Source organism: Mesotoga sp. UBA5557 (genome assembly GCF_002425715.1).
Taxonomy (GTDB): Bacteria; Thermotogota; Thermotogae; order Petrotogales; family Kosmotogaceae; genus Mesotoga.
This window is the reverse complement of record NZ_DIMV01000068.1, coordinates 39,877-59,183: the sequence shown is the minus strand read 5'-3', so window position 1 is coordinate 59,183 and position 19,307 is coordinate 39,877. Positions and strand designations below refer to the sequence as shown.

The 19,307-nt window shown below is 47.7% G+C and carries 18 protein-coding genes; 4 read left to right on the top strand and 14 right to left on the bottom strand.

The genetic code is table 11. The annotated features are described in order from the left end of the window. Positions 1-181: 181 nt before the first annotated feature. Positions 182-1,366 (top strand): GNAT family N-acetyltransferase, encoded by a 1,185-nt coding sequence (locus B3157_RS09580; RefSeq protein ID WP_214061489.1) that lies wholly within the window; start codon positions 182-184, stop codon positions 1,364-1,366. A 71-nt stretch (positions 1,367-1,437) separates the two neighbouring features. Here B3157_RS09580 and B3157_RS09575 read toward each other — a convergent pair whose 3' ends face one another. From B3157_RS09575 to B3157_RS09550, 6 genes are read right to left on the bottom strand one after another with little or no spacing between them, the layout of a single operon-like run. After that, on the bottom strand, positions 1,438-2,199 hold the full coding sequence (locus B3157_RS09575; RefSeq protein WP_214061490.1) for an SDR family NAD(P)-dependent oxidoreductase: 762 nt from the start codon (positions 2,197-2,199) through the stop codon (positions 1,438-1,440). Between the two features lie 6 nt (positions 2,200-2,205). Then, positions 2,206-3,018: a nucleoside phosphorylase gene (locus tag B3157_RS09570; protein WP_214061491.1), complete on the bottom strand. Its 813-nt coding sequence runs from the start codon at positions 3,016-3,018 to the stop codon at positions 2,206-2,208. A gap of 4 nt (positions 3,019-3,022) precedes the next feature. Then, entirely contained in the window at positions 3,023-3,865 is an 843-nt protein-coding gene (locus B3157_RS09565) for a carbohydrate ABC transporter permease (protein ID WP_214061492.1), read from the bottom strand. Positions 3,866-3,874: 9 nt separating this feature from the next. Further along, positions 3,875-4,741, bottom strand: coding sequence for a carbohydrate ABC transporter permease (locus B3157_RS09560; protein ID WP_102818970.1), 867 nt, complete (start codon positions 4,739-4,741; stop codon positions 3,875-3,877). 49 nt (positions 4,742-4,790) lie between these two features. Then, positions 4,791-6,038 carry an ABC transporter substrate-binding protein gene (locus B3157_RS09555; protein ID WP_103134491.1) on the bottom strand — a complete coding sequence of 416 codons (1,248 nt, stop codon included), beginning with the start codon at positions 6,036-6,038 and terminating at the stop codon, positions 4,791-4,793. A gap of 29 nt (positions 6,039-6,067) precedes the next feature. Further along, on the bottom strand, positions 6,068-6,808 hold the full coding sequence (locus B3157_RS09550; protein WP_214061493.1) for a GntR family transcriptional regulator: 741 nt from the start codon (positions 6,806-6,808) through the stop codon (positions 6,068-6,070). Positions 6,809-7,492: 684 nt separating this feature from the next. Between B3157_RS09550 and B3157_RS09545 the strand changes: the two genes are divergently transcribed. The 3 genes from B3157_RS09545 (at position 7,493) to B3157_RS09535 (ending at position 11,145) form a co-directional block, all read left to right on the top strand. Then, positions 7,493-9,121 (top strand): ABC transporter substrate-binding protein, encoded by a 1,629-nt coding sequence (locus B3157_RS09545; RefSeq protein WP_214061494.1) that lies wholly within the window; start codon positions 7,493-7,495, stop codon positions 9,119-9,121. Positions 9,122-9,593: 472 nt separating this feature from the next. Further along, a complete protein-coding gene (locus B3157_RS09540; RefSeq protein WP_102818974.1) occupies positions 9,594-10,514 on the top strand; it encodes a hypothetical protein in 921 nt (306 codons plus the stop codon). A 22-nt stretch (positions 10,515-10,536) separates the two neighbouring features. Further along, positions 10,537-11,145 (top strand): bifunctional 4-hydroxy-2-oxoglutarate aldolase/2-dehydro-3-deoxy-phosphogluconate aldolase, encoded by a 609-nt coding sequence (locus tag B3157_RS09535; protein ID WP_102818975.1) that lies wholly within the window; start codon positions 10,537-10,539, stop codon positions 11,143-11,145. On the opposite strand, the gene B3157_RS09530 is transcribed toward B3157_RS09535, so the two are convergent. From B3157_RS09530 to B3157_RS09495, 8 genes are all read right to left on the bottom strand, one after another. Further along, positions 11,138-12,559, bottom strand: a complete 1,422-nt coding sequence (locus B3157_RS09530; RefSeq protein ID WP_292590253.1) for a rhamnulokinase — start codon at positions 12,557-12,559, stop codon at positions 11,138-11,140. The genes B3157_RS09535 and B3157_RS09530 overlap by 8 nt on opposite strands. Beyond that, positions 12,556-13,545 (bottom strand): carbohydrate kinase family protein, encoded by a 990-nt coding sequence (locus tag B3157_RS09525; RefSeq protein WP_292590251.1) that lies wholly within the window; start codon positions 13,543-13,545, stop codon positions 12,556-12,558. The genes B3157_RS09530 and B3157_RS09525 overlap by 4 nt, the downstream gene beginning before the upstream one ends. Beyond that, positions 13,542-14,189 (bottom strand): transaldolase family protein, encoded by a 648-nt coding sequence (locus B3157_RS09520; protein ID WP_102818978.1) that lies wholly within the window; start codon positions 14,187-14,189, stop codon positions 13,542-13,544. The genes B3157_RS09525 and B3157_RS09520 overlap by 4 nt, the downstream gene beginning before the upstream one ends. Positions 14,190-14,233: 44 nt before the next feature. Then, on the bottom strand, positions 14,234-15,652 hold the full coding sequence (locus B3157_RS09515; RefSeq protein WP_292590249.1) for an L-fucose/L-arabinose isomerase family protein: 1,419 nt from the start codon (positions 15,650-15,652) through the stop codon (positions 14,234-14,236). A gap of 40 nt (positions 15,653-15,692) precedes the next feature. After that, positions 15,693-16,721, bottom strand: a complete 1,029-nt coding sequence (locus B3157_RS09510; RefSeq protein WP_292590247.1) for a LacI family DNA-binding transcriptional regulator — start codon at positions 16,719-16,721, stop codon at positions 15,693-15,695. Positions 16,722-16,836: 115 nt separating this feature from the next. Continuing rightward, positions 16,837-17,736 carry an ROK family protein gene (locus B3157_RS09505; protein WP_214061498.1) on the bottom strand — a complete coding sequence of 300 codons (900 nt, stop codon included), beginning with the start codon at positions 17,734-17,736 and terminating at the stop codon, positions 16,837-16,839. Next, entirely contained in the window at positions 17,723-18,349 is a 627-nt protein-coding gene (locus tag B3157_RS09500) for a bifunctional 4-hydroxy-2-oxoglutarate aldolase/2-dehydro-3-deoxy-phosphogluconate aldolase (RefSeq protein WP_214061499.1), read from the bottom strand. Before B3157_RS09500 ends, B3157_RS09505 begins: the two co-directional genes overlap by 14 nt. A gap of 186 nt (positions 18,350-18,535) precedes the next feature. After that, the gene (locus tag B3157_RS09495; RefSeq protein ID WP_214061500.1) at positions 18,536-19,306 is read right to left on the bottom strand and encodes a protease inhibitor I42 family protein; all 771 of its coding nucleotides are present in this window, start codon (positions 19,304-19,306) and stop codon (positions 18,536-18,538) included. Position 19,307 lies beyond the last annotated feature (1 nt).

The following is a 19,307-nucleotide window of genomic DNA, read 5'->3' as shown; positions in this document are numbered from 1 at the left end:
TTCCTGGCGAAGCCAGCCTTGCATATTATTCCGCTCTTTCCAACCTCTAACCTGCAACCCCCGACCCCGGTCTTTTTTTCTTAAACTTGCATCCTGCAACTGATATTCGCTCTTTCCAGCCCGCTATCTGCTACCCGCGATATGCTATTATTTTTACACTACTTCCGGAGAGGGTGAGAGGATGTTTGAGTATAGAAGGATCGAAAGTGTGAAGGACTATCTCGATCTTATGAGGTTTTCTTTTGGGATTCCTGGCGGCTGGATGAGATCTGCGTCGAAACATGCAAGTGAAGTCTTCGATGACGATCTAAGAGACCCTATTGGGGCTTACGACGAGTCGATTCTTGCGGCAGAGTATTTGCTCTTCTCTTTGAAGATGAGGCTAAGACAGTCGGTCATCTCTATGGGGGGAGTAGGAAATGTCTGCACAAGTCCTCTATACAGGGGCAAGGGAGCCGTCAAGTTCCTTATGGAAAGATCACTGGAGACTATGAGGGAGAAGAAGCAGGCAGTCTCGCTACTATACCCTTTCAATGCCGGCTTCTACAGAAAGCTGGGATGGGAGGAGTTTGATTCGATGCTCGGGGTTAAATTCTCTCCGGGTATGATTAACGTTCCTGAGCTGGATTGCGAAGTGAATATTGAAGAGATGGAAGATGCAGACAGCGAGATTAGAGAGTTCTATAACGATTATGCAAGCAGTCATTACACTATGATTCTGAGAGACGCCGAAATGTGGAAGAATGATTTCGAGTTTAGAACCGATGAGGATGTTTCGAAGAAATTCGTGAAATTCAAGAAAGATGGAAAGACCACAGGGATGCTTCGCTATGTTTTTCTGTACGACAACTTTGACAAGGACAGATCGCCGAAGTTTGTAGTTACGATGTTCCTCGCGGATGATATAGTCACCAGACATGCAATGTTCCGTTTCTTGAAGGGACTCTCTCTTCAAATATGTCATGTTCACGCATATCTTCCTCCGGATTTTGTTCTCTGGCCATATCTAAACGATAGGCCCTCGGAGATGAATATCATTTTGAGAACCATGATCCGGATCGTCGATCTGGAGTTGCTAAATGGTCTGAAGATAAACGCACCAGACATGCGGGTCGGCATAAAGATAAGTGATAAACAGGCTTCGTGGAACAACGGTGTCTTCGAAATGTGTATGAAGGATGGCGAGCTCTGCTTCTCTCGTTCCGATTCTTATGATCTCGAATGTGATATTGCGACCTTATCCTCTGTTGTTGGTGGAAAGAGTGATTTCAGGGAGATGATCGAGTTCGGCAGAGTGAAGGCGACGAACAGCTACAGTGGTCAAGATCTTCCAAAGACTACGCCATTTGTGCTTCAACACTTCTAGGTCTTTCAGATTAAGATAAAGATGCCCCGGAATCGATCCGGGGCGTTTTGATTTGTCAAATCCTTCCAACTCTAAACTAAACCCAGTCCTCCGTCTGAAAGTATAACCTGGCCAGTTATCCAGTTTGATTCCTCCGATGCAAGAAATACCATGAGGCCGGTGTGGTCTTCTGGATGTCCTATTCTTCCGGCAGGGGTTCTTTCTTCAATTCTTTTCAAAACTTCTGGATGCTGTGAATAGAAAGGTGACGAAAAAGGGATGGTCTCAGTTGGGCCGGGTGCAATTACGTTCACTTGAATGTTCAGTGAAGCGAGTTCAAGGGCCATCACCCTCGAAATAGCTATTATTCCCGCCTTGGCAGCACAGTGGCCGGCATGTTCTTTCTCTGGAAAGAGCCCTCCGACCGAGGCCAGATTGATAATCTTTCCACCACCGTTCTTTGCCATCATCTTTGCTACTGCCTGACTTACCATGAACACTATCCTCACGTTTATATGCCACTGTCGATCAATCTCATCAATTGGGTGGTTTAGAAAAGGCGCCCTGAATATGTAAGCGGGGCAGTTAAGAAGAATGTCTACCTTCCATGTATTCTCTTCAATCAGATTGGAGATCTCGTCCACATCTTTTTGATTGTCTATGTTTGCGCATATCGTCGAGCAGAATCCTCTTTTCGTTTGCTCGAGCTCTTCCTTAAGCGTTTCAAGCTTATCTTCGTCTCTATCCAGTATAATGACCTTCGCGCCCTCGTTTACAAAGGCTCTGGCGGCCGAGCCTCCGACTCTCCCGGCCCCGAAAATCAGTGCCGTTTTTCCTGTCAGTCTCTCACTCACAGTTCTTCACCCCTGATCGGCAATCGGGGGGAGAGTGAAGTCCTTTCCCCGCCTGATTGAGATTTCGTGCCAGTTGTTGTACTTCAAAGCCCCCTCGCATGCTGCCCTAATCGCATTCTCATTTGAAGGATGCGGGTCCGGCCTCTCCCCTTTCGGTATGTTCGATCCGGCAGTGCAGATAGTCACGGCCTTGATCTTCAGGAGAGAAGAAAGAACGTATAAAGTCGCCGCTTCCATATCGAGCTGAAGAGCACCGGCGGCGATCCATTCTTCCAGCTTTCCGTATATCATAGATGGGAAGTTTTCTCTCAGAAGAGCGGGCTTCGTTGCATAGAAGGAATCCAGTGAAAGCCCCATGCCTACGTGGTAGTTTACACCGGAATCATCGCAGGCAGAAACCAGTGCCATGAGCAGTAGATAATCCGCCACAGCCGGGAAATTCTCCGGGATGAAGAGGTTTGAAGTTCCGGAGTATCTTATGCAGCTTGAAATAACCATAAGATCGCCGGGCTTCACATCAGGCGCCAATCCTCCGGAGGTTCCAACGCGAATTATCGTATTCACTCCAAGTTTGTTGAGTTCAACTACGGCGATCTCAGTCGAAGGGCCTCCGATTCCGCTTGAACATACTGTGATCGGCAGTTCCTTGTATTTGCCGGTAATCGTTGTGTAATCCCTGTTGTTTCCAACCTCTTCGACATCGCTCAAGTACTCTCCTATCTCATAGACTCTAGCCGGATCGCCCGGTAGAAGAGCTGTCTCCGGGAGAGAGCTGGCAGAAATCTGCAAGTGATTCTTTGCCTTTTTTGAAGTGTCCATATAATCATCCTTTCAATCCAGTTCCGCTTATCCCCCGAACGAAATACTTCTGGAGGAAGAGGAAGAGAATGACCGGCGGAAGGCTTCCGGCGATGGCCGAGCTGAATAAGTTCGCCCAGCTGGTGTTTTCTGTTGATCTGTGTGCCGCTATGGCTACCTGCACAACTTCGAATCTGCTTGAATGGGTTGCTACAAGAGGCCAGAACAATGAGTTCCACTGGAACATGAATACCATAACAATCACGGTCACTATTGCCGGTACGCTCAATGGAATAGCTATCTTCCAGTAGATCCTGAACCAGGAGGCACCGTCAATCCTTGCCGCTTCCATTATCTCTGAAGGCACTTCGGAGAAGAACTGCCTGAACAGGAAGATGGCGAGGCCGTTGGCGACACCGGGAAGGATCAGGGCCCAGTAAGTGTTGTCTATCCGCAGCTGCTTAATGAGGATATAGAGGGGTATGACAATCGATTCGAAGGGAACCATGAAGGTTATCAGGACTATTGTGAAAAGGGCCGCCTTGCCCCTGAACTCGAATTTAGCGAGCGCGAATCCTGCCATTGAGGCCACAAGAATTGTTAGGAGAATCGTTGAGACTGAGACGAGAAGACTGTTCATAAGGGCCCTGCCAAAGTTCAGGTTTACGAATATGTGAACAAAGTTCTCTAACGTAGGATTAGTAGGAACGAAAGTTCTCCAGGTGAGGGGGTTTGCATATTCATAGAGTGGGCTGGCCGGCCTCAACGCAGATGCGATTACCCATATAAGCGGGATTAGGAAGAAGAGGCTTATTATGCCTAGAATGGCGAATAGAACTAGAGTTTTCCACGGACTTCTTTTCTTCATGATTCCACCTCAATACTCGAATCGAGCCCTGGTGAATCGCAGCTCGAAAAAACTGAATAGAAGGATAATACCAAGCAAGATCGTGGTAATGGCCGAGGCCCTTCCCATGTCGAGATTGACGAAGGCGCTCTTGTAGGATTCGTACATGAGAAGGTTGGTCGAACCCATGGGGCCACCCTTGGTTATTATATATACCGGCGCGAAGCTCAGGAAGTTGAAAGCGGTATTTGCAACGAGAACGAACGATATGGTTCTCGTTAGCAATGGGAGAGTTATCCTGAACGTCTTCCTGAATGTAGAAGCTCCGTCGATGTCAGCCGCTTCGTACAATGTCTCCGGAATGTTCTGCAGTCCAGCAAGAAAGTACATCATCCAGTAACCGGAACTTCTCCATACGTTCAGCAGGACAAGCCCCCAAAGAGCCTGATTCGGAGAGGCGAAGAAGGGCTGGGGTTTGAAGCCAAACATGGTTAAGAAGCTGTTGGCCAGTCCGTTGTAGGGATCAAGCATAACCATCCAGATCACCGAAACGACCGCGAATGAAATCGCCGCAGGCAAGAAGAAAACTGTTCTGAAAAACTTGGTGAAGAAATGGCTTGAGTTAAGAAGCAGCGCCATTAATAACGATGTCAGCACGATCAGCGGGTTGACAACTATCGAGTAGATTAGGGTAACGGAAAACGATTTCCAAAAAACGGGATCGTACTTGAAGAGATATTCGTAGTTTTCGAATCCCACGAATGACTTTACCCCTGTGAAACTAGTCGTGGTGAGGCTCTCAATAACTGAAACGCCAATAGGCCAGATTTTGAAAACGACTAAGAACGCGAGCGCGGGGAGAACGAAAAGCCACGCCACTTTATTGTTTCGAAACATCAGCACACCATCCGAAATACCCTAAGGTCAAGTACGATCCCAAAATCGATTATCTGTATCTTCTAAGCTCTCTATCTATTCTTGCCGCGACTTCCTCAAGCGTGCTTCTCGGATCGGCACCATAATGAATTGAGTTGAATGCCTCTCTGAGCATGAGCTCATACTGAGAATAACCCGGTGTTCGCGGCCTCGGAACTGCCGTTGTCTCCATCTCAGCAATAAACAGCTGCCACATGGGGTTGTCGAATACCTGGGGGAGTGCTTCGTAAACATCGGATCTAGCAGGCGCTATTCCGTTTAGATTGTGCCATGTAATCACGGCGTCTTTACCAGTTATGAACTTCGTGAAAGCAAGGGCGGCATCGAGCTTCTTCGTCTTAGAGTTGATTCCGACATGCCAGCTGCCCGTAGGAGTTACCGCAACTCCGCCATCGAAGTATGGGAAGGGGGAGAGTCCGTAATCTAGATCGGGATATTGGAGCATTCTTCTTATGTTCCACTCATTCCCCAGCATCATTGCTGCTCTTCCGGTTCCGAAATACTCTCGTGAGATAGCCGAGTCACTTAGACCTTGAGGGCTTACCTTCCATTCATTAAACAGCTTCCAGTAGAACGTCGAGCCTTCCACAAAAGCATCTGAAGTGATGTATCCCTGTGAGACAAAACCATCGTCAGAGAGTACTGATGCACCGAGAGACTGAACCATAGGGAAGATAAGATAGGGTCTGTCTATCTGCTCAATTACCAGGCCCCAGATATCTGTTATGCCGTCTCCGTTCGTGTCCTTCGTAAGCTGCTTGGCAATTTCAGCAACCTCTTCCCACGTCAGCCTCTCTTCAAGACTCTCCGGAGGAAAGGGGATACCATATTCTTCAAAGATGGCCTTGTTATAGAAGAGACCTGCGGAAGAAGTTCCGTAAGGTACGGAGTAGAATGTTCCATGATAACTGCCCTCTTCTATGGAGGCATCGAACCAGGCTGCCATCTCTTCTTCGGAAAAGTGCTCGTCGAGAGGGAGAAGATAACCTCTTGCCGCGTAAGAAGCGGTATTGGGTCCGTCTACGATGTAAACGTCGGGAGTACCGTCTCCGGCGGCCAAACGGACTTCAATTGTCTGAAACAGCTGGCCAAAAGGAACGAGCTGAATGTCCACATCGATTCCCGGATTCTCGGCTTTGAACTCGTTGATCACCTGCATAACCTGATCTTGCGGCCATCCCATCCACAGAACTTCGAGCGTAGTAGCCGAAAGAACGACACCCAGTAAGAGAACGATTGCAAGTACGAGCTTCCTCATTTCGCCATACCTCCTGTTGAGCTAATGTATTAACGTCTTCTGATGAGCTTGAAAGTGAACGTTCCTGATGGCAAATAACTCTTCGAGTACAGAACCTTTCTATCTTGAACGTCGTAATGAATTTGCTCAAGCAAGAGCACCGAAGTGCCTACGTCGATCCTCAGCTTTCTTGACAATCCTTCGTCGGACTTGAAAGGAATGAGATCACACTCCGCATATCTTATGTCGATATTATAGTGTTTTCCAAGACCCTCAAAGACGGAACCCTGAATTCTCTCCGGATCTATTTGAGAAACGAATGATCTCGGAATTACGTCAACACAAACAGCAACCGGAATCTCGGAAGCGTACTTCACAGTCTCAAGAAGATATACTATGCTCCCTTCCTCCAGTTCAAGAAGCTCGCCGGCCCTTCCATCGCACACACACTCTTCGAACTGTATGACCTCGCTTCTTGCAGAATGGCCCTGAGATTCAATGAAACTTGCTATGCTTGAAAGCCTTTCTATACCACCCTTGATGATCGGGTATCTGTCTGTAACAAAAGTGCCGATCCCGTGCCTTTTGAGGAGGAGACCATCCTTCTGAAGAAGACCAATCGCCTCCCTTAGAGAGTTTCTGCTCACACCGAGCTTTCTTGCCAGGTCAGGTTCAGAAGGAAGCTTCTCGCCAGCCTTCAACTCTCCGCTCAGTATAAGGTTTCTCATTTCGCTATGGATCTTTCCCGAAAGAGAAGTATGAATATGATGGTTAAGATCGATATCCTTCATCTACACCGCCTCTCTTGTGATGTAGGATGTCCTACAAGTAGAATATACACTATTCATCGTCAAAAGCAAAAACTGCAGAAACCTTCTGGTTTAGGGTAACCGTCAAAGAGCTGCCGTCCGAAGAGCCGATATTCGCTGATCGCTGGGAAGACAAGGACCCGTCGTCCGTCAACGGTCCACCGTCCTCCGGAATCGTCGTCTTAGTCAAAAAACCACGAGACGATGAGAGAGAACGAGACGGATGAGATTAGATCCAGGTTGAGTGCTCAAGCGAGGATTTAAAGAGTGGTTCATCGTTCCGAGCTGCGCCCAGGTTCTTGGTTAAGAACCATGAGATGATTAGAGAGCGCGAGAAAGCGGGAGTTAATAGTGTTGTTCGCAATCGAGAACGAAGAGCAGATCCCATTATGTAATGCTCATTTTAGCTCAAGTTTTTTGACCTTAACCAAGAACGAAGAACAGGTACTCGCTCTGGAACTAAGAATAGATACTTGCTCTGGAGTCTCTCTTTGGCTATTTGTACTCTTACCAACAACGAACAATCCACCACCAACTATTTTTCAAGGTTCTTTCCCCAACGTCAACTGCTGGCACGTTCTTCAGAAGCCCCTGCCTGTTCCGAACAAAACTGAATTCTCTTCATCTAATATAATGGAGGTAATACACAAGTTTCTGGAGGTTGCGGTGAGGAGACTTATTCTGGCTATTCTCATACTCGTGTTAGTTTCAAGTTCTTTCACAGCGGTTCTGAAAGTAAGAGAGACAGGTGATGAGTTCACTTACGCTGAGGTTGCCGGGGGTACGATATACCTCCCTGTGGATACTACTTTCAGCTTCTTGCCTGGGTTTGAGCTTTCAGAAGGGGATTTTTGGGTAACGTTTGCGATTCAGGATCCGCTATTCAGATTGGCAAGCGGTGACGAGTTGAGCCCCTCTCTCGTAGAGAAGTTCGAATGGAGAGACTCGAACACGCGACTGTTTATCGAGTTGAGGAGAGACATTTTCTGGTATGACGGCACTCCTATAACCACTGCAGACATAGAGTATTCGGTTAGAGCGTGGCGCAATACCGATAGTTCTCCGTTATTTCAAACACTTAACGATCCTAGATATGAAGGGCTGACGATAATAGACAGCAAATCGGCGGTTTTCAGTTTCACTTCGGCATATCCTGAATTCATAAACTCCCTGAGGACGGGGATTCTTGCAAAACATGTTTATCAAGACAAGCTAGGAATTGCGCCCGAAAACCTCAAGACAAGTCATGAGATGGACAAGCCTCCTCTAGAAGCATCTTCGGGTCCGTTTCTTCTTGATCAGAAGAGTGTGAAGGGCAACATTGTTCTCAAGAGGAATCCGAACTGGCACGGAGGACATGCCGACAACCTGTTCCCTCTCGTTTTCGATAATTGGCCTGAAAAGAGTCTCCTTGATGAGATCAGGCTAGTTGAAGTGGCGGAACCTTCAGACAGGATCGAGATGTTCGAAAGGGGTGAGCTCCATCTGCTTTTCAACGGACCTGAGGAGAACGAAACACTTATAAGGCTATCTTCATCAGAAACCTTCAATTCGGGAAGCTTTCCGGACGGTACTTATCATGTTGTTTTGATAAACCACAGGAACGAATTGCTTGCGGAGAAGGCGGTAAGACAGGCCATGAAGATGTCTCTAAACTATGAATCACTTCTCGAAGCTATTCCAAATTCCATGAAGACGTTCATTCCTATCGATCCAAGGACAGCACTCTTCAAGACACTGGAGGCTCAGATAGTGGATCTCCCATACGATCCGGAAAGGGCGAAGAGTCTTCTTGCAAATTCTGGCTATCCTAATGGCATTACTTTGAAGATTAAAGTCTATCATGGAGTTGAGACGAGATTGCTTGAGGAACTAAGAAGAAGCTGGGATAGAATAGGGGTGAAGCTTGAAGTCGAAAAGCTTGATTGGGGCACCCTTCTTCGCGACATCAACGGCGCGGATTACGAGCTGGCCTACCTTCGAGTTCAGGCTTTCGAGTACCCTGAAATTGCTCCCTGGACCAATGAATACGAACATGATTTGAGTACGGGATGGGAAGTCGGTTATCTGAACCAGCAGATTTTTAGGATTTTGAGAAGAGCCGCTATAGAACCTGATTGGGCAAGTCGGACTCCTTATTATCTGGGCGCGTACAGGATCTGGACAAATGATGTTCCGGTGTTGATTCTGGCCCACAGTCTTTCTTATGTGTTCTGGAACAGTGAGCTTGAAGGTCCCGTTCCAGGGAGAGGAGAGCTGTACGAGAATCTCGCCGAGTGGTTTTTGAAAAGGTGAACTTGGTTGACTTGATTGATCATAGCCGACTGACAGATTGGTGACCCGCCACTCTTGCGCGAATATGAGAGGGATAATGCAGAGAGAGTTAGGATCCTCCGGCGAATGTATAGAGAGCACGGAGAATGAGTGAGATGAGGACACGGTCAGCAAGAAGTGAGATTGGGTGCGACTACAACCGTGACTTTCTTGTTTTCAAACCGGGCGGCCCATCTAGAGCCTTTAGCTTGGGCAGGTGCAGCGATTGCATCAGACACTCACTTTGGCGGTGATCTGTCATCAAGAGAAGGCATTGAAAGCTCGACGTTTTGGTATTAATCAGTGATTCGGCAATTTGGTCGACCACAAGCAGTCACCATTTCTCTGGAGAAGAAATCTGTTTTGGTCAGCCCTTTGGGAGCAAGCTTCGAGATCGTGAAAGTTTTGGGAGTTCACAGTCGGCAACGATGAAGACATAAAGGGGGTATTCGAGATGCTCTATCTTGAAAAGGAACCTTTGAGAAGAGCCCAGTACTTTATTCTCGAGAGTGGAAGAGAATTGGAAAGAAGGCTCTTTGCTTACCATTTCATGGATGGCCCGGCAAATGATGTTGTCGAGGAAATCGCCGGTTATCAAAATTTGGATGGAGGTTTTGGAAACGGAATAGAACCGGATTTTAGACTACCAGCTTCATCTCCAATGGCGACAAGTATAGCACTTCAATATTTGCGAGATTTCGATGAGGTACCTCTCGCAAAGGGGATTATCTCAAAGTCAATTGAATACCTTGACAACACATATGTTCCCGAACGGAAGGGATGGTTTGCAGTTCCGAAAGCCGTCAACGACCATCCGCACGCTCCGTGGTGGGAGTACGACGAAGAAAAGGGAATGTGCGCGATTGATGCGAATTGGGGAAACCCGACCGCTGAATTAATTGGGTATCTGCACAGATACAGGGAGTACACAAGTCTAGATACAGACATGCTCATCCTAAAGGCGATCGAGTATCTTGAAAGCAAAGACGAGTTCGGTTCCTTTCACGAAGTTTTCTGTTTTGTGAGACTCTATAGACAGCTTGAAGAAGAAACGGCTGCCAAGCTCATGCCAAAGCTGTCTGAAGCCGTATGTTCTCTTGTGAGCAAGGATGAAGAAGAATGGAGGACGGAGTATGTGGCGAAACCTCTTGACTTCGTGTCCTCCCCTGACGAGTTTTTCTGCATCGATCAGAATCTGATTGAAGAAAATATCGAGTACTATATCAGGGAGTTTCAGACGCATGGAAAAGTCAAGCCCGCCTGGTCCAAGAGCTTCTATGACGGAGAAATGGCCAAGTCATGGGATGAATGGGTTGCTATAATTACGTTGAGGGCGCTAACTGTTCTCAAGTCTTTTGGAAGAATCGTTCTTTGAAAACTATGAATGGAGGGTTGGAGTGAAGAATATCATTCTGCAAGAGAAGATAATGGCTGTTATAAGAAGCGATAGTGTCGATAGATGTGTAGAGATAGGAAGGAGCTGCTTTAAAGGTGGCATAAAGATCCTTGAGATTACATTCACGGTTCCAGACGCACCGAAGGCTATATCGATTCTCTCTGAAGAGATAAAGGGGGCTTACGTTGGAGCTGGAACGGTTATCACTGACGAACAGTTTAACATAGCGGTTAAGAGCGGCGCAAAATACGTGGTAAGTCCCCACTTGTCCGAAGAGCTTGCAATACAGTCAAGGGCTCTCGAGACGCTTTACCTTCCGGGGATAATGACGCCTACTGAGTATGTCAAGGCCACAGGGCTCGGCTGTTCTATGGTTAAAGTCTTCCCCGGCGACGTCCTTTCCCCATCTTTCGTTAAGTCTCTGAAAGGACCGTTCCCCGACGCTCTCTGCGTAGTGTCCGGAGGGGTCAGTCTAGACAATATCGACAAATGGTTTAAGGCAGGCACGGCCGCTGTTGGTATAGGATCCGATCTGACTAAGGGGACTCCGGAAGAGATAGAGGAGAAGGCAAGACAGTACGTCGCCAAAGTCAAGAGTTTCTTTAGATGAAGTCTCGCATTTTTGGAGTGTATTCTTGAAAGTTGAATGAGCGTTGAATAAGATCGTGAGCCTGCGATAGGTCACTTAGTTCTCCAAGGCCCAGCATCTGCACTATGATGTTACCTGTGGCAGTCCCTTCTGCCGGTCCTGCAACTACCGGAAGCCCTGTGTAGTCTGACACCAGCTGACAGAGAAGTCTGTTGCGAATGCCGCCGCCCACCATTCTGATATTCCGTATTGACCGGCCGGTTATTGACTGCAATTGTTTTCTCGTCTGCTCCGTCTGGTAAGCAATTCCTTCGATCGCGGCTCTCACGATCTCCCCCTTGTTTTGCAAAGAGATCCCGAGACTCTTGGTTTCGGAGAGTATAGCCTTCTCCATGTTTTTTGGTTTCTTGAAGGCTTTGGATTCGATATCGATCTTTCTCTCATAGCTTCTGGCGGTCTGCGCCATCTCGGTCAATGCATAGTGATCGAGATTAGGGTCCGATTTCCTCCACTCTCTGAGTAGTTCCTGAACCAACCAGAGACCGGTCAGATTCTTGAGCAGGCGGTACTTCCTTCCGTAGCAGCCCTCGTTGGCAAGGTTGTTTTCAATAACATATTCTTCTCTGGAAGGTTTGTCGATCAACACCCCTTCCAGGCACCAGGTTCCGGCGCTGACGAACATCGAATCATCTGAAAGATCCATGGACGAAACGGCCGATGCCGTGTCGTGGCTTGCGGGGAGAATGACCTTCATGCCCTTTATATCGAGCTCTTTCGAGATTGAGGGAAGCAGTTCTCCGGCGATTTCGCCAGGATCAACAATAGGAGTCATTATCTCAGGTAGATCGAAAAATCTCATCAGCTCTTCGCTCCAGTCATGCCGATCGGGGTCGAAGAGTTGTGTAGTAGTGGCGAAAGTGAACTCTGTCAGCTTCTCCCCTGTAAGGAAGTAGGTAAGCAGTGAGGGCATCGGGAGAAGGGTATCTGCCTTCTTCAGGTGACGGCTGTTTTTGCGTTTGAGAGATATAAGCTGATAGAGAGTGTTGAATGGCTGAAACTGTGTTGGGGCTCTGTCGAAGATCCATCGCTTGCCGGCCTTCTTTATTGCGTAATCCATGGAATCGTCCTTGAACATGTCCCTGTAGTGTCTCGGGTCACCTTGAATCGAGCCGGAACTGTCGATCAGCCCGAAATCCACTCCCCAGGTGTCGATTCCTACGCTGCGAATCTCAATTCCCAGAACTGAAGCAGCCTTAATGCTGTCCACTACATTCCTGTAAAGCGAAATGAGGTTCCAGTGAGTCGAACCGGCAACATGAATTGGCTCGTTTGAAAAGCGATGTACTTCTTCCAGAACCAGCCTGTTTCGATCGTACTTTCCGACGAAGGCCTTGCCGCTGGAGGCACCGATGTCTATAGCGAGGAATCCGATCAACGATCTACACCCCGTTCCATAAGGAACTGGTTCACTTCGCTTTCGGTTGGCATCGAGCTTGCTCCGCCATATCTTGTTGCGACGATCGCAGCCTCTGCGTTGGCAAAAGTCAGAATGCTTCCCAGAGCTTCTTCGGTAAGATTATGCAGTTCTTTATGGTCCATATTGTAGAGCCTCGAGATTACTGCGGCCATGAATGAATCTCCACAACCGGTGGTCTCGGCCACTCTTACTTTGAACCCCTCTCTCCTTACAGAAGTCCTTCCGCGATAAACAATAGATCCCCTGCTGCCTAGGGTAAGGAAGACGAGCGTGTCCGGTCTGACTTCCAGTCGGGATAGGGCCTTATCCAGACTGTCGCTGTCACATATATATAGCAGGTCGTCGTCGCTGAGCTTGAGAATATCGACTCTGGAGATGATTTCTTTGACTATGGCCCTGAATGAATCGTGTTCTTCTATTGCGCTTCTTCGAATGTTGGGGTCGAATGAAGTCTTGACTCCTCCTGAACTGAACCTTTCAAACAGTTCCATATAAGTGGATGCCGACGGTTCTTCAAGGAGAACTATCGCGCCAAAATGGAAAAGAGAAAAGTTCAGAGGGTCGATCTCTCTTATTTCTTCTGATTTGAGCGATAAATGGGCGGCGTGGTCCCAGTAGAAGCGAAATTCAGGTTTGCCTTCGCCATCCAGCGCAGCAAATGCTATCGGAGTCTTTGTGCCTCTTTCTCGTACGATGTAGCCCGTGGACATTCCGAGAGACTTCAAATACTCGAGTAGTGCGTTACCAAATTCATCCATCCCGATCTTCGCAAGAAATTCCATAGGAACTCCAAGCCTATGAAGGCCGGCAGAGATGTTGAAAGGGGCGCCACCCGGTTTCTTCTCGAACAGGGTGGTGCCTTCCAGGCCCTTCATCGGTTCTCTAGAGATGAAATCGAAGAGGATCTCTCCAGAGCACAGAACCGGCTTAGGCCAATCCTTCATAACTTGAAGTCTCCCTCGAATCTATCGAGATCATCTGCAGGAAAGCTTCCCTTTATGTATTCTTTCGCAATTTCTATTGGGAGAGTGAGATCGTGGACCCCGAGAGAAAGAAGCTTGTTTGCGCTATCGATATCCTTAATGCTTGCCGCTATTATTCGAGGGGCATTTGAGTGCCAGTCTCCGATCTCAAGCATTTCGGTGATCCTCTCCTCCGGATCGATTCCAGCCTTCTTCATTCTGTCGAAGTACACGGCCACATACTCGACTTCCATGCTGAGCGCGGCATAATACTGCTCTACCGTGTAAACTGCCGTTGCACAAACACCGACACCAATCTCGTCAAGCTCAGGAACAAATGACGACGCCTTTTCCGGGTCCCAAGGAAGCTTTACGGTGAAGAATTCGGGGTCGAAATCACTCTTCTTGATGAACTCCTTCACTTTCTGTATCCAGTTTGTCGATGATATGCTGCCTTGAACAAAGTGACGCTCTCCCGGGACCTTCGAGAGAAACTTCATTGCGTCCATTAGGCCCCATCCTGGTCTGTCGCGTTTCAGGATAGTCGGGTTAGTTGTTATTCCTGCAAAAACAGGTTGCTTAACGAGCTCAACGCTCTTTTCACAAATACCGTCAATGTATAACATTATTAGGCTCCTTTCTTAAGAAACTATATGTCTTGAAATGCAGTTTACTCTGCAAGAATCTGGTAATCAATACCCTTTATATCACAGAACTGTACCAGTTCCTCTACAAAATCGCCGTAGACACCGTGAGTGTGGTTGCACGGGTAGTATCTCAGGAAGGTTTCCATGTCCGTATCCAGCTTCACATAGGCATGCGGCCACTCGATCTGGACCTTCTCCGACAGCTTCTTTTCTTCGGCTTCAGAGAGTTTAACGAACTCTCCCGGTACTATTGTCATGATGTACTCGCCGTTCTGTCTTGCAAGCCTGGCAAGGGTAACTCGCCCAGGTGCCGCGAAGTGCTTTACGGCTGCTCCTCCGGCAGGGAAGTAGAAGTCTTCTGGATACAATTCTACGTTTTTGAGATTAACTTCGGGATTCATCGATTTGCCGGCAAAAAAAGTCGCGTGAGTGCCCGAGTTACATAGATCTAGCAGGTTTTCTTCCTCGAAGTAATGCCTCACGTCTGCAAATAGAACAGGAGTCTGAGCAATATGCTTGAAGATCTCCATTGTCAGAGCTCCATCCATATCCGTTTCGGTGGCCGCAACGATTGTCTCCTTTGAACCGTGCCAGTCGTATGGATCGTTGAGGAAGGCCTCTACTATATCCATGGTAGCATAGTTGTTTGTCATCTCGGGCTGGCCTTTGAAGCCCACAAAGTCAAGTTCGTACTCCTCGATAATGCTTAAAGCAGCTTCGTAGAGTGCAATCTGTTTTTCGAGTTTTTCGGGAGTAAGCTGTTTCCCGTCATACTTAACTGTCGCCAGTCTTTCCAGCCATTCTCTTGCCTTTTTCGTGACGTCTTTCGGCACTTTCTCCGCTCTCACTACGAGCTCATACTGGTCAATCTGCTCGACATCGACGCCGAACTCCTTCATCCACTGATCACCGTTCGCGGTGGCGGTGTACATTCCCATAGGGCGGCCGCCGAACATACCATACCTCTCGCCCTTAAGTCTTGCCGCTGCCGACGCAGCTCTCAAAAAGTGCATGACTCTCTCGATTACATCTGAATCTTCGGGGTTTCCCCACACCCTTTCCGGCATTATTCCAACCTGTTCCAGTGCGCCGGCGGCCGCCAGCTGCCCGACCATTCCCGGATACGCCGGGTTGATCTGTCCATAGGTGAGGAAAGGACCTGGTGCATAAAGCGAGGCCATCACGGAAAGATGCGGCCAGCACCAGATGGCGTAGTTGAATATCGTGGCCTCAACCTCGGCCTTCATCAGTTCCTTGCCGGCCTTCTTCGCGAGCGAAGGCTTCCAGACTATATCGGAGGCTGTGACAACTTCCACTTCACCCGTTGCTTCAAGGGCCTTAACCAGCCTGTCTTGAAACCCCTTGTTCATTTCGATCAGATCGTTGTGAACAAAATCGCGCCCGTCGGAAAAAGTGATCACTCCAACCTTTCTCTTTTTCATTAAGCATTCCTCCTCTTTTCAATGTTTTCTTCGAGCTTATCTATATGAGCTTTGACACAGATTTTCTTTGAAGCAGTTCCGCCTTCAGCACAACTTTCGATTTCTCACCTCTTGTTCCGTCTATTTCGCTCAGCATTATCGTGGCGGCAATCCTTCCGATGTCGAGAACCGGCTGTCTGATCGTCGTCAAGGGAGGATCGATTAGTTCGTTCATGGAATGGTCATCGAAGCCAACGATTGACAGATCACCGGGGATTCTGAGATGTAGCTGCCTGACTGTATCGACAAGCACTTGATTGAGAAACTGGTTTGTGGATATGATCGCATCCGGTCTCTTGTCCGATTTCAGAACAGATTCCAGTGACAGCGAAGCCCTTTCCGCGTCCACTGCATTTTCGATAATCCAGTCTTTGTTTATCTCAATGTCCAGCATCTTGCAAGCATCCAAAAAGCCCATGCGTCTCTCTTCTATTGTATAGATTCCCTTTTTGTGAAGGACTATTCCGAGCTTGCTGTGACCGTTTTCCTTTAGATGCAACACTCCCTGAAGTATCGCCTGTCGGTTATCGAGGGTTACCGAACTTATCCTCTCCATTCCCTCAAGAATTCTATCGTAGAAGACGACAGGAATGTTTCTCCTGACTGCCTCTCCGTAGAGTTTTGAGTTGTTCCTTCCGTCTTCTCCTTGACAGGGCGAGGAAAGTATCCCCTCGACACCGTGTTCGAGAAGCCATTTTATGTAAACTCTCTCCTTCTCGAAATCCTCGCCGATATCGCAAACTATGAATTTGTAGCCTCTGGGAAAGAGAACGGTCTCGATTCCGCTCATGAAATCCAGAAAGAATGGATTCCTGATATCCGACACAATGAGGCCCACCGTTTGGGTCTTTCTTGTCTTCAGGGATTTTGCGGAGGAATTGGGAATGTAGTTCAATCTTTCGGCTGCGTCAACTATCTCCTTCCTTAGAGAAGGACTCACTCCCGGTTCATCGGAAAGCGCTCTAGATACAGACGACGGCGATATGTTCAATTCATTTGCTATGTCCTTTATCGTTATCTTCTTAATCAATGAAAATCGCAACCTTTCGCAAACGTTTGCGTTCCTTTTCATTATACTATATGGCATCAACGGCTTGAGGTGAAGAGAGAGATGAACTAGATGAAGGTAGCCTGGAAGGAAAAAGTCAGTGAGTCTTCAGCTTTCTTGACAGCAAAAGAGTTCCTAAGATGGTAGGGCTTGGTTCTGCAACGGAGAGCTCAACTTCAAAATTCTTTCCGTGGATTTGATAATGGTTATCTCTTATTGTTCTTTCTATGGAGCTGAAGTAGAAGGGGTTCTTGCCGAGGTTTCCCCCTATAACGAGCAGCTCGGGGTCGAAAGAGTCTATCAGGTTACACAGAAATCTTCCTAACGTTCTTGAAGCTCTGGTCACCAATTCACTGAAGAATCTCTCATTCATCTTTGCCCGATCGATAATCTCCTTCGTCTTTATTTCTCTATTGAGTGAATCTTTGACGATCTTTTCAAGGCCTTTTCCTCCCGAAAGCGCTTGTAAGCAACCATGGCGTCCGCAAGTGCAGAGAGGACCATTCGGGTCAACTACAGTGTGGCCAATTTCGCCAGCTACGCCATTTGCTCCGCGGAAGATATCGCCTCCGAAGACTATTCCCATTCCGATCCCTGTGCTGACCGTCACATAAATAAGCGAATGAATGTCTTTCCTGATAGCCCACTCTCCAAAGGCCGCGGCGTTGCAGTCATTCTCGATTACACCTTCAGTACCGAGAAAGGGAATTAGTCTCTCAAAAAGTTTGAGATTCTTCCATCCCAGATTTGGAGACCAGACAAGTGTTCCTGTATCGGGATCAACTGCACCGGCTGTGCACAAACCCCATCTACTGATCTGACCGCTCCCCGTAAGTCCTTCACACACGCTTCTGAGACGGGCCAAGAAATCATCTGCTCCACATTCCGGGAATGTAGGAAACTCCTTACTCGCAAGAGGTTCCTGAGAGCCCTCTATGAAAGCGGAAACGAGAGTCTTTGTTCCGCCGATATCTATTGCCAGTTCAATTGATTCCATCTATTGCCTTCCGAATTCTTCTGATCCTATTCAGAACCTCCGATTCCTTTCCTTCTTCGAACAGCTTCTTGCTTGCTATGAAGGAGCCAACTCCGAGCGCAGAGGCCCCTGACTCAATGTACTGAGCAGCATTTTCTGCGGTCACTCCCCCGAAGGGCATGAATTTGACATAGGGGAAAGGTCCCCTATATGCTTTGAGCAACTGTAGACCTATCGGATCACCTGGAAATAGCTTCAGAAAGTCAAAACCTTCATTTAGAGCGGTCTGAACATCGCTTGATGTGTAGACGCCGGGTATATACAACATCCCATCTCTTTTCGAGAGCCTGGCGATTTCTTCGCTGAATCCCGGACTGAGTACGAAATCTGCGTTCGATCGTAGGGCTTTCGAATACGATGACTCGTTGTAGACTGTGCCGGCCCCTATGTGCAATACTCCTTCAAGTGACTTCTTCAGTTCAAAGAGTAATTCAGACGACGACTCATCGGAGAAACTCACTTCTACGATGGTGAAACCGTTCTCCAGCAGCATTTCGCACAGAGTCTTCGATTGCTGAAGAGTGAGCCCTCTAATGACTGTAAGGAGCTTTTCGTTCAAGAGTTTTCTAAGCAAGCCAGTTCCCCTCCAAAATGATGAATTCACTGAAACCTATGACTCTCAATGTAAAGGGCGGCCAAAGTGTTCTCCGTTTTTCTGGCCGCTCTGATGAGTACTGTTCTGAAACAATGTCTTCTTGAAGCTATCTTATCATCTTCAAGGGGACTCTTCTTGGTTAGCTCTTTATGTCACTTCCATATACTACTCAACAGATACACCTGCAAATGCGACCATGGGATCTTCGTTGCTTTCCCACGGCCGGGAGTAGGTGAACTCTATCAAAGATATTCCCTTGCGTATTCCTTCAAAATCAAAGAATACGGTCGTCGGTGAACCCACAGTCTGTACTGAGTTCGGAAAGCCTTGAATAGAGCCTGAACTGCTCGAGTCACTTGCAACGGTCTTCCCAATGTACCTCAAGGCGGATCCATCGGTTTTCGGAGTCCACGAGAATCCGGTCGACGGGTTTTCCTGGAGAGAGATTCTGGTAAGTCTACCCACCTCCACCGATCCTGATGAACTGCTCAACACCATTGTGTACTGAGGAACACACTCGTTTAGAGTTGTATCCTCGACTTCAACGTTATATACGCGGATATCTACGGCGCTTTCCTGCCCTTCCCATTCTCTGAAGAGTTTGAAGATGATTGCAGAGCTTCCAATAGATTCAGGGGTGAAGAACCATGTAATTGCTGAGCTGGCTCCGGGTGATGTTTCTTCGGGTTGACTTCCGGAGACTTCCTTAGAATAAAGTGAAAAAGCTTCATTATCTGATAGGTAGTAGTGCCAGGTGTACCCGGAGCTTGTATTCTCATCCAGGTCGATCTTGAGACGTTGTTCGTAACTGACCTTGTTTACAATGACCGGAATCGCCAACTCTTTTTCAGACGCTCCTAGCAGAGCATTTGCAGGTAAGAACACGAGAACGAGCATTATAACTGTAATGACTTTATGATTTCTTCTAGAAGACATA